General features: G+C 69.4%; 10 protein-coding genes. 2 read left to right on the top strand and 8 right to left on the bottom strand.

Features of this window, described 5'->3' with window-relative positions; all coding sequences use genetic code 11:
- Nucleotides 1-1,175, top strand: a 1,175-nt coding sequence (locus Q0716_RS08110; RefSeq protein WP_299021804.1) for an FAD-binding domain-containing protein, incomplete at its 5' end; no start/stop codon positions are given.
- Nucleotides 1,172-2,734, top strand: a complete 1,563-nt coding sequence (locus Q0716_RS08105; protein ID WP_299021801.1) for a cryptochrome/photolyase family protein — start codon at nt 1,172-1,174, stop codon at nt 2,732-2,734. The genes Q0716_RS08110 and Q0716_RS08105, both read left to right, overlap by 4 nt.
- Nucleotides 2,735-2,756: 22 nt before the next feature.
- Here the strand turns inward: Q0716_RS08105 and Q0716_RS08100 are convergent, their stop codons facing one another.
- The 8 genes from Q0716_RS08100 to Q0716_RS08065 all read right to left on the bottom strand — a co-directional run.
- On the bottom strand, nt 2,757-3,041 hold the full coding sequence (locus Q0716_RS08100) for a transcriptional regulator (RefSeq protein WP_299021798.1): 285 nt from the start codon (nt 3,039-3,041) through the stop codon (nt 2,757-2,759).
- Nucleotides 3,042-3,047: 6 nt separating this feature from the next.
- On the bottom strand, nt 3,048-4,025 hold the full coding sequence (locus Q0716_RS08095; RefSeq protein ID WP_299021796.1) for a sodium-dependent bicarbonate transport family permease: 978 nt from the start codon (nt 4,023-4,025) through the stop codon (nt 3,048-3,050).
- A gap of 59 nt (nt 4,026-4,084) precedes the next feature.
- Nucleotides 4,085-4,909 carry a serine protease gene (locus tag Q0716_RS08090; RefSeq protein WP_299021786.1) on the bottom strand — a complete coding sequence of 275 codons (825 nt, stop codon included), beginning with the start codon at nt 4,907-4,909 and terminating at the stop codon, nt 4,085-4,087.
- Nucleotides 4,906-5,574, bottom strand: coding sequence for a BMC domain-containing protein (locus tag Q0716_RS08085; RefSeq protein WP_299021780.1), 669 nt, complete (start codon nt 5,572-5,574; stop codon nt 4,906-4,908). The genes Q0716_RS08090 and Q0716_RS08085 overlap by 4 nt, the downstream gene beginning before the upstream one ends.
- A complete protein-coding gene (locus Q0716_RS08080) occupies nt 5,571-7,934 on the bottom strand; it encodes a VWA domain-containing protein (protein ID WP_299021777.1) in 2,364 nt (787 codons plus the stop codon). Before Q0716_RS08080 ends, Q0716_RS08085 begins: the two co-directional genes overlap by 4 nt.
- A gap of 28 nt (nt 7,935-7,962) precedes the next feature.
- Nucleotides 7,963-8,889: a CbbQ/NirQ/NorQ/GpvN family protein gene (locus Q0716_RS08075; protein WP_299021775.1), complete on the bottom strand. Its 927-nt coding sequence runs from the start codon at nt 8,887-8,889 to the stop codon at nt 7,963-7,965.
- 284 nt (nt 8,890-9,173) lie between these two features.
- A complete protein-coding gene (locus Q0716_RS08070) occupies nt 9,174-9,785 on the bottom strand; it encodes a ParA family protein (protein ID WP_299021773.1) in 612 nt (203 codons plus the stop codon).
- On the bottom strand, nt 9,782-10,013 hold a 232-nt coding region (locus Q0716_RS08065; protein WP_299021770.1), incomplete at its 5' end, for a 4a-hydroxytetrahydrobiopterin dehydratase. The genes Q0716_RS08070 and Q0716_RS08065, both read right to left, overlap by 4 nt.

Raw genomic sequence — 10,013 nt, 5'->3', positions numbered from 1 at the left:
GGCTCGCGTGGTGGCACAGCGCCGCGCACGGCTTGGCGCAGGGGTTGGCGCGCCACGGCCACCCGCTGTGGTGCCTGCCGGATGGCACCACGGCCACGCTGCAGGCGTGGATCAGCGCCTGCTCGCCCGCGGCCGTGCACGTGCTGGAGGTTCCGGCACCGGAAGAGCGGGCCGTCCTGCAGACGCTGGTGGCGTGGGGCATCCCGGTGCACCGGCACGGCATCGGTACCCTGCACGAGGCGGCCGACCTGCCGTTCACGCCGGAGGCGGTGCCCACGGTGTTCACCGCGTTCCGGCAGGCGGTGGAGCGCGCCCACACCCCCGTGCCCGGCCCGCTGCCGGTGCCCACCCGCTGGCCCGCGGCGTGGCAGCCTGCTGAGAACATCGCCGACCGGCTGGGCTGGCGGTGCCTCGACCCCCAGGCGCCCGACGACACCGCGCTGCTGGCAGGGGACGCACGCCACGCGCTGCCGTGGCCGCCCGCCGACGAAGCCCCTTGGGGCGGCGAGGCCGCGGCGCTGCGCCACCTGCAACGCTACCTCGACGGCGGTCATGCGCGGCGCTACAAGGCGACGCGCAACCACCTCGCCGACCCGTGGGGATCGAGCCACTGGTCGCTGTGGCTGGCCACCGGCGCTCTGTCGCCGCGGCAGGCGCTGGCGGCGCTGCGCGCGCACGAAGCGGCGCACGGCGCAACGGACGGCACATACTGGCTGTGGTTCGAGCTGCTGTGGCGCGACCACTTCCGCTGGCTGCACCGCCGCTTTGGTGCCGCGCTGTACCGGGCCCGCGGGCTCGCCCCGCACGCGCCGCCGCGCCCCCTGGATCCACAACGGCTGGCGCGCTGGATGCAGGGTGAAACCGGCTGCGACATCGTCGACGCCGGGATGCGCGAACTCGCCGCCTCCGGCTACCTGAGCAACCGTATGCGCCAGATCGTGGCCAGCTATTGGCTGCACGAGCTGCAGGGCGACTGGCGTGTCGGGGCCGCCTGGTTCGAGGCGCAGTTGCTCGACCACGACCCCTGCAGCAACACCGGCAACTGGCTCTACATCGCGGGGCTGGGCACCGACCCGCGCGGCGGCCGCCGCTTCGACCCCCGCAAACAGGCCGCGCAGCACGACCCCGACGGGGCCTACCGCCGGCGCTGGCTCGCCCCGGACACTCGGCCATGAACACCGCGACCGACGCCCCACCCGCCCGCGACGGCCCGACGCTGCGGCTGCTGCTGGGCGACCAGCTCGACCCGCTGCACCCCTGGTTTGGCGAGCGGCGCGCGGACGTCGTGTACGTGCTGATGGAAGTTCGGCAGGAGACGGACTACGTGCGCCACCACGCGCAAAAGGTGCTCGCCATCTTTGCCGCGATGCGCGCGCTGGCGCAGCAGCTCAGGGCCAATGGCCACCGCGTGCGCTATGTGACCATCGACGACCCGAGCAGCCGCCAGACGCTCACCGGCAACCTCGACGCGCTCACCCGCCACTACCGCGCCGCGGCGGTGGAATACCAACACCCGGACGAATGGCGGCTGGACGCGCTGCTGCGCGAGTGGGGCGCGGACGCGCCGGTGCCGGTGCGGGCGGTGGACAGCGCGCACTTTCTGGCCCCGCGCGACGGCGTGACGCGCGCGCTGGCGGGCCACCGCCAGTGGGTGATGGAGCACTTCTACCGCCGCATGCGGCGGCAGCACCGCGTGCTGATGGACGGCGACGCGCCGGCCGGCGGCCAGTGGAACTTCGACGCCGACAACCGCCAGCCGTGGCGCGGCGAGCCACCGGAACCCCCCGACCCCCGCCCCTGCCACGACCAGCAGGCGCTGTGGCGCACGATCGAAGCGGCGGGCGTGGCCACCATCGGCGACCCACAGGCCGACACGCTGCGCTGGCCGCTGACCCGCGCCGAGGCGCTGGCGCAGCTCGACGCCTTCGTCGCGCACGCCCTGCCCCACTTCGGCCCGTATCAGGATGCGCTGAGCCACACGCACACGCGGCTCTTTCACTCGCAGCTGTCGTTCGCCCTCAACGTCAAGCTGCTGCACCCGCGCGAGGTGATCGCACGCGCCGAGGCCGCGTGGCGCAGCGGGGACGCGCCGCTGGCTTCCGTCGAGGGCTTCGTCCGCCAGATTCTGGGCTGGCGCGAGTATGTGCGCGGCGTCTACTGGGCGCACATGCCCGGTTACACGGCGCGCAACGCGCTGGGGCACCAGCGGCCGCTGCCGCGCTGGTACTGGGACGGCCAAACCCGCATGGCGTGCCTGCGCGCCGCCATCGGCCAGACACTGGCCGGTGCCTACGCCCACCACATCCAGCGGCTGATGGTCACCGGCAACTTTGCGCTGCTGCTCGGCTGCGACCCCGCCGAGGTGCACCGCTGGTACCTGGGCGTCTACATCGACGCCTTCGAGTGGGTCGAGGCCCCCAACACGCTGGGCATGAGCCAGTGGGCCGACGGCGGCCTGATGGCCACCAAACCCTACGTCAGCAGCGCCTCGTACCTGCAGCGCATGGGCGACCACTGCCGTGCCTGCCCCTATGACCCCAAGGCCCGCACCGGCCCCACGGCCTGCCCGTTCAACGCGCTGTACTGGGACTTTCTGGCGCGCCAGCGCGAGCGGCTCGCCGCCAATCCCCGCATGGCGATGATGCTGCGCCAGCTCGACCGCATGGTGCCCGACGCGCTAAACGCGCTGCGCGCGCACGCTGCCCATGTCCGGCAGCGCATTGACCAACTCTGAGCGCGCGGTGGCGACTCCCGCGTCAGTTCAAAACTTCCACGTCACTGCGCACCACCAGCAAACCGTAGTCGCGGTCGTAGGGCTGCAACGCCTCCAACAGCCGGTCGCTGGTAGGCAGGTCGCACATCACCTCGATGCGCACGTTCGAGCTCATGCGCCAATTGCCGCTGCGCACGCCGTGCGTACCACGGCCGCGGCAGTCGCTCACGGTATAGCCCACGATACCCAGCTTGTCCAACTCCCGAACCACGAGCGATTCGAGCACCGCCTCGCAGTAGATCGTCACCAGTTTGTATGCCTTGGCCATAGCACCTCACGCGGGCAAAAAGGTTTGGGCCATCCACAGGTAAATCGGGATGCCGACGAACAGATTAAACGGGAATGTTACGCCAAGCGAGGCACCGATGGACAGCGCGGGGTTGGCCTGCGGCACGGCGATGCGCATCGCAGCGGGCGCCGCGATGTACGACGCACTGGCGTAGAGCGTGGCGAGCAAGGCGCCATTGCCCGCCGAAAAGCCCAGATAGCGCGCGGTGGCAATACCCAGCATGGCCGACAACAGCGGCATGACCACCGCAAAACCGACCAAAAACGCCCCGTAGGAGCGAAACGCGGCGATGCGCGATGCGGCCACCAACCCCATCTCCAGCAAAAACAGCGCCAGCAGTCCCTTGAACGCTTCTTTGAAGACGGGTGCGATCGGCTCGTAGCCGCGTTCGCCGGCGACCAGCCCGATGAGCAGCCCGCCGATGAGCAGCAAAATGCTCTTGCCGAAGAACACTTCGTGCGCCAGTCGTCCCCAATGGATACGCGCCAGTGCCGCCAGCCCCCCGCCCGCGCCGCCTTCGCGCTGATCGCCCAGCCGCGCCAATACCACGCCCAAAATGAGCGCTGGCATCTCCAGCAGCGCCAGAAACACGACCATGTAGCCGTCGTGCGACACGTCGCGCTCGGCGAGCGTGGCCACCGCCACCGAATACGTCACCACGCTGACCGAGCCGTAGTGCGCCGCGATCGACGCCGCATCGTAGTGCGACAGCCGCCCCAAAAAACGCAATACGGGAAACGCAACGAGCGGAATGACCATGCCCACCGCCAGCACCACGGCGCTCGCGGACACCAGTTGGCTCAACGGATACTTGGACAGCTCGACGCCGCCCTTGAGCCCGATGGCCAGCAGCAGATAGATAGACAAGGCCTCGTAGATGGCGGCAGGGATCTTGAGGTCGGACTTGCTCAGTCCCGCCACAATGCCCAGCAGAAAAAACAGAACGATCGGGTCAAACGTCATTGCTCAGCTCCTAGGATTCACGCGTCGTGCACGGCAGACCGAGTGGTATCCGGCGCAACCTAACCCGGACCAGCCCGCAGCATCTCGTGCAGCAGGGTCTGCAGGGCCTCGGCCTTGATGACCAGCCCCAGGTCGATCATCTCGGACCCCATGGCCTGCAGTCCAGCCGCCGCCGGAACTGGCGCGGGCGTCAGGCGTAGCGATTCCTCGCGAAAAAACACGGCCGCCACCACACCGGCCAGCCACAACCCCGAGCCATCGGCCGCGCGCACGAACACCGGAGAGCCGCTGGAGCCGGGGTAGACGGCCGCGTCCACCAGGAAGGCGGGCTGTCCCTCGAAGTCGACCGCCAGCGGCGTGGCCGTGGTGCCGCGGCGCAGAATGGGCAGCGCGTGCACGCTGTCCCATACGCCGCTGGGATAGCCGACGAACCACACTTCCTCCAGCGCATCGAGCTGCGCCAGGCGCGTCGCGTCGGCCAGGCGATCACTGGCGATCGGCTGCACGTACAGCGTCGCCCCTTGTTGCTCGGCGGCCTGCTGCAGCGGGGCCAAGGGCAGCGCGGCCAAATCGACCGCGGGGTCCGGATGCCGCTGCCAGGCCTCGGCAAACTCGTCGATGCGTACTTCGAAGCGGCTGCCCAACACCGGTTCGCCCTGGTGGGCGAGCGTGAAGACCAACGCCCCCTGGGTGACGTCGTCGACCAAATGCCGATTGGTCACCACGAAGCGGGTGCGCCCGCGCGCGTGCACGTGTTCGATGACGAAGGCCGTGCCGGTGCCGCTGCCGCCGTCGGCCAGCGTGGTCTCGACGCGCACGGTATGAAACAGCAGCCGCTTGGCGGGCGTGTCGACGACGAAGGGGTGGGCGAGAGCAGCACTCATGGGGCGTCATTGTCCTGCATGGCACGGGCGCGCCGATTGAGCTGCGCCACGGCACGTTCGGCGGCGGCCAGCGCCTCGGCGGCTTCGGCCTCGCTGCCCATCATCATCAAGCGACCAAAATTGCCGAACGGCTTGACGTCGACCAGCGTGACGTTGGCGGCTTTTTCCGCCTCGTTGGCGGCATAAATGGCGTAGCCCGCCGGCTCGCACTCGAAGATGAACAGCGTCTTGCCCGGCAGCAACATGGAGCCGCGGCGCAACTGGCGATTGATGAGCGTGGCATGGTCGGGCGTGACGGCACGGATGTTTTCCGCCCAGGCGATGCGGCACGGCAGCCGGTCTTCCAGCTGCGCGCCCAGCTGCTCCAGGATGATGTCGCCCGCGGCCAGCACCTCGCTTTGGCTGCGGTAGTGGATTTCCATCGAGCCAAAGGCGCGCTCGACCACCTGCTCGCCCATGCGCACGTTGGTGGCCTTGAGCGCGATGTCCGACAACCGGTGCACTGCCATGCCGGGGGCCACCTCGATCCACAGACAGGCATCGCCCGGCACCGGCAGAAAGCCCTGTGACGACGTGCCCAGGTACGAGGCGAGCTGCGGCTGCAGCGCATCGATGAAGACGAAAGTGCGCAACTGCACGCGCGTGCGGTCGGCCAAGCGGCTCATCGCGTCAGCCCCAGGTAGAGCGTGGGCAGCACCTCCGGCAGGCGCTGCACGCGATCGAGCACCGTGTAATGGCGCGCGCCGAAGATGCGCGCGACGTAGGCATCGGCCAGGGGATCGAGCGTGAGGCAGTAGCTGACAATCCCGTCACGCTTGAGCTCTTGCACCGCGTGCTGCGCATCCAGGCGCAGGTATTGCGGGTCGCGCACGTCCACGTCGGCGGGCTCACCGTCGGTCAAGACGAAGACGATTTTCTTGCGTTGTCGCTGGCGCTTGAGCTCGGCCCCAGCGTGGCGCAGCGCCGCGCCCAGACGGGTGGAAAACGCCCCCTCCAGACCGGCCAGCCGCGCCTTGGGCCCGTCGCCCCAGGACTCGCGAAAATCCTTGATGCGCAGGTAGTGCACATCGTGCCGCCCGTCGGAGCGAAAGCCGTGGATGGCGAACCGATCACCGATGCGCTGCAGGGCCTCGGCCAGCAGCGTCGCTGCCGCACGCGTCAAATCGAGCACCGTCTGCTCACTGCCGCGCACGGGATCGTTGGCCGATGCCGACAGGTCCAGCAGCAGCAACACGGCGACGTCGCGCGTATGCAAGCGGTGCTGCATCATGATGCGCGGGTCGGGCTGCTGCCCCATGCGCAGATCGACCCAGGCACGCACCGCCGCGTCCACGTCGAGCTCGTCGCCATCCTCCACCCGACGGATGCGCTGCAGCCCCTGCGGGACCATGGCCTCGATCAAGTGGCGCAGGCGCTGCACGATGGGACGCTGCTCCTGCAAGAGGGTATCGATGCGGGCTACGTCGCCCGGCGGCGCATGGCGCTCCAGCACCGTCACCCAATCCGGGCGCTGCAGCTGAATTTGGTAGTCCCACTCGGGGTAGTGCACCGGGTCGGCCAGCGGCGGGCGCCCCAGCAGCGAGTTGATGGTCACACCCTCCTGATCGAGCCAGAATTCGGTCGGCAGGATCCAGACCTCCTGCGCGTCGTCGCCCGCGAATTCGACGTCGACCTCGTTGACCATCTCCATCACATTGACCTTGCGGCGCACCTGCTGCTGGCGCTCCCAGGTAGCGGCCAGCGCTTGCGCTTCGTCGTACGCGCCGCTGGTCCAGATGGCGCGGTTGTCGTCGCGGTACAGCGCCCGCTGCCCATCCAGCCGCGACGAAAATGCGGGCCAGGGTTCGGCGTCGAGGCGCGCGCGCAGCGCTTCGGCCAGTTCTATGCCGGTCTGCAGGCTGGCCTGCGGGTCGTCCCAGGTGGTCCAAGCGGCCAGCGCCGCCAACCCTTGTTGCACCCAGGGGTCGGTGTCGCGCCGGGCGGCATCCGCGTCCAGCCACGCCAGCGCGAGACGGTTGATGAGGTCGCCCGCGCGCTGCGGCGGATCAACGGGTGCCGGGTGCTGCGCGCGCCACAACTGTCGCAGGCGCGGAAAGCGCTGCGCGGCCAGGGTCTCGACGCGGGCATCCTCCACCAGCTCCACCACCGCCTTGGTCAGCGCGTCCAACCCGTCGTCGGGCAAGGGCTCGCGCGCCGCCACCAAGTGTGCCGCACAGTGGTTGACCGCCGCGCGGTAGATATCCAGGGCCGCGATAGGCGCACCAGCCGGATCGACCGCGGGCAGGTCGTCGTAGGCATCCGCTATATGGATGACATGATGTTCGATGTAAGGACGCAGGCCCTCGCGCGATTCGAAATCGCCAGCCGTGGGGCGCAGAAAAAAATCGCGCCCCCACAGCGCGCGCAGGTACAGATTCAGCCGGCGCTGCACGTCCACGAACAGGGTGCCGCGGCGCTCCTGCTGCAGCACCGCCAGCGCGTCCGGGCTTTGCAGCCCAAAGTAACGACGCTGCCCGTCGGCATCACCCCGGTAAGCCTGCGCGCCCCACTGTACCCAGCGTCGCAGTCCACCCAAGGTCAGCTGGCCGAGCAAGCGCTCGAGGTTTTCCAGCATCGGGCGCAGGCCTTGCGGGGCTTGCGCCAGCACCACGCCCAACACCGACAGGTACTGCCGAAATAGATCCGCATCGCCCAAGCGCAGCGCCGCCGTCGGCGCGGTCTGCACGATGAGCGTGAGCACCTGCCCCGACGTCTTGGACGCCATCGAGAGCAAAAAATTGACGAGATCAGGCAACACCTCCTCGCCGATCGCGCGCGCCAGCGCGGGCACGTGTTGCACGAAGCTGACCACCAGCTCCTCGCCCCGGCCCAGTTGGTGCAGGGCCTGCGCGCCTTTGAGGTAGTTGTCGAGTCCACGGGCAGACAGCGCACGCGCCGCTTCCTGCCACGATGCACGCAGCACGTCCTGCGCGCCGTGGGGCAGCGCCTGCAGCAGCTCGGCGTGGTCTTCCAGGTGGATGCTCATCGCGCGCCCGGTGCCCGTGCGGGCATCATCAGAAATACGTGGTCACGGCGGCGTCGAGCGCGTCGCGCATGTCGGGGTCGTCAGTGATGGGTCGCACCAGTGCCATGCGACAGGCCGCCAGTGCGGCCACGCCTTGCGCCATGAGGCTGGCGGCATGGATGAGCATGCGCGTCGAGATGCCCTCGTCGAGCCCATGACCCTTGAGGTTGCGCGCCCGCTCGGCGATGTGCACGAGCTTGCTCGCCGTCTCCCGGTCCACGCCCGATTCGTGCGCCACGATCTCGGCCTCCACCTCGTGCTCGGGATAGTCAAAGTCCAGCGCGCCGAAGCGCTGTTTGGTGGACTGTTTGAGGTCTTTCATCAGGCTCTGGTAACCCGGGTTGAAGGAGATGACGAGCTGGAAATCCGGATGTGCCTCAATCACCTCGCCTTTCTTCTCCAGCGGCAGCATGCGCCGCTTGTCGGTCAGCGGGTGGATGACGACCGTGGTGTCCTGCCGGGCCTCGACCACTTCGTCCAGGTAGCAGATGGCACCATGGCGAGCCGCCAGCGCCAGCGGACCGTCCTGCCAGCGCGTACCTTGCGCATCGAGCAGAAAGCGTCCCACCAGATCGGAGGCGGTCATGTCTTCATGGCAGGCGACGGTAATGAGCGGCTTGCCCAGCCGCCACGCCATGTACTCGACGAAGCGCGTCTTGCCGCAGCCCGTGGGGCCTTTGAGCATCATGGGCATGCGTACCGCGTATGCGGCCTCGTACAGCGCCACCTCGTCGGCCACCGGGCGCCAATATGGCTCGCGAAGGATGCGGTAGCTGGCCAGCACATCACCGGCCGCCGGTGCGGGCGCGACCGCGGCGGCGGTCACCACCGACGCAGCGGGCGCGGCGCTGGCGGAGGGGTTGATGGCGGCGGCCTGTGCGCGCGCCGCATACAGACGACGGGTCAGGGTGTTCATGGTGGTTCCGAAAAACCCGGCGGTGCGGGCAGCAGGGGGTCAATCTGGCCAGACGCGACGGGGAAAGCGCTCGCCCGCGCTCGAGGGCGGAACACCTCCGTCCGTCCGGTCGGCCGCCACCACGGGCACCGCGGCGCTGGGTTCTGCGTGCGCTGCCGACGCTGCCGTGCGGCGGGCTCGACGTGGCTGGGGATCCTCGGCCGCCGGGGCGGGGGATGTAGGCGTCGGTGGCGCCGGACGCGCACCGCGCACGCTGGCCGCCAGGCGCTGGGCAGTGGTTCGGTTCATCTTTGCATCTCCTCGATCACGGCTTCGATGTCGGCCACGGCCGCCGCCGCCGATGGGCCCATGGCGTAGGCCGTGCTGCCCTGTAACGCAGCGCGGCGAAAAACCGCGCGCCGCCGCACCACGGCACGCAGGGCGGGCAATCCAAATTCGCGCAGCGCCTCGTGCATGGCTTGCGACAGCGCGCTGCTGGGCTCGACTTGGTTGACGACCAGCCAGGCGTGCAGCCCGGGCCGGCGCGCCTGCTCGGCCACGACGGCCTGCACCAGGCGCCAGCTCGCCCACAGGTCCAAGGGTGACGGCAGCACCGGCACCAACACAGCGTCGGCCGACGCCAGGGCGCGCTGCGCCGCCGGGTGGTCGACGCTCGGCGGGCAATCCCAGACGACATGACGCGGCTCGGGTTCGGCCGCCAGGGCGCGTTCGCCATCGAGCACTACCATGCCCGCCAGCGCACCCCATTGACTGGCCGAGCCTTGCGGGTCCAGATCGGCCAGCACCGTCGGGGCACGCCGCGCCAGACCCGCCGCCAGATGGACGGCCAGCGTGGTCTTGCCCGTGCCGCCCTTGGCATTGAGCACGGCCAAGCGCCGCGGCAACCCCGATGTCATGCCGGCCCACCCACCGCCAGCGCGGCCGCGGCGATGCGGCGCGCCAGCTCGTGCTCGCCGTCGCCCAACTCGCCCTCGGCCGCAATGGTGATGTTGACGTAGGTAGGGCCAAAACTGATGTTCTGCGCCGCGCGGCCGAGCGCGTCTTGCACCTCGGCGACCCGATCCAGAAACGCGCGCGTCTGCCCGTAGCTGGCAAACGCAAACCGTTGAAACAGGGCGGGCGGA

This window comes from uncultured Tepidimonas sp. (assembly GCF_938045175.1).
Classification (GTDB): domain Bacteria; phylum Pseudomonadota; class Gammaproteobacteria; order Burkholderiales; family Burkholderiaceae_C; genus Tepidimonas.
The sequence above is the reverse complement of the archived record's forward strand: the minus strand, read 5'-3'. Positions and strand labels throughout refer to the sequence as shown.

Excerpts from the sequence above, each read along its gene's own strand:
- Q0716_RS08070 (WP_299021773.1), bottom strand. The coding sequence starts at position 9,785 with ATGACATCGGGGTTGCCGCGGCGCTTGGCCGTGCTCAATGCCAAGGGC.
- Q0716_RS08105 (WP_299021801.1), top strand. The coding sequence starts at position 1,172 with ATGAACACCGCGACCGACGCCCCACCCGCCCGCGACGGCCCGACGCTG.
- Q0716_RS08090 (WP_299021786.1), bottom strand. The coding sequence starts at position 4,909 with ATGAGTGCTGCTCTCGCCCACCCCTTCGTCGTCGACACGCCCGCCAAG.
- Q0716_RS08100 (WP_299021798.1), bottom strand. The coding sequence starts at position 3,041 with ATGGCCAAGGCATACAAACTGGTGACGATCTACTGCGAGGCGGTGCTC.
- Q0716_RS08080 (WP_299021777.1), bottom strand. The coding sequence starts at position 7,934 with ATGAGCATCCACCTGGAAGACCACGCCGAGCTGCTGCAGGCGCTGCCC.
- Q0716_RS08095 (WP_299021796.1), bottom strand. The coding sequence starts at position 4,025 with ATGACGTTTGACCCGATCGTTCTGTTTTTTCTGCTGGGCATTGTGGCG.
- Q0716_RS08085 (WP_299021780.1), bottom strand. The coding sequence starts at position 5,574 with ATGAGCCGCTTGGCCGACCGCACGCGCGTGCAGTTGCGCACTTTCGTC.
- Q0716_RS08075 (WP_299021775.1), bottom strand. The coding sequence starts at position 8,889 with ATGAACACCCTGACCCGTCGTCTGTATGCGGCGCGCGCACAGGCCGCC.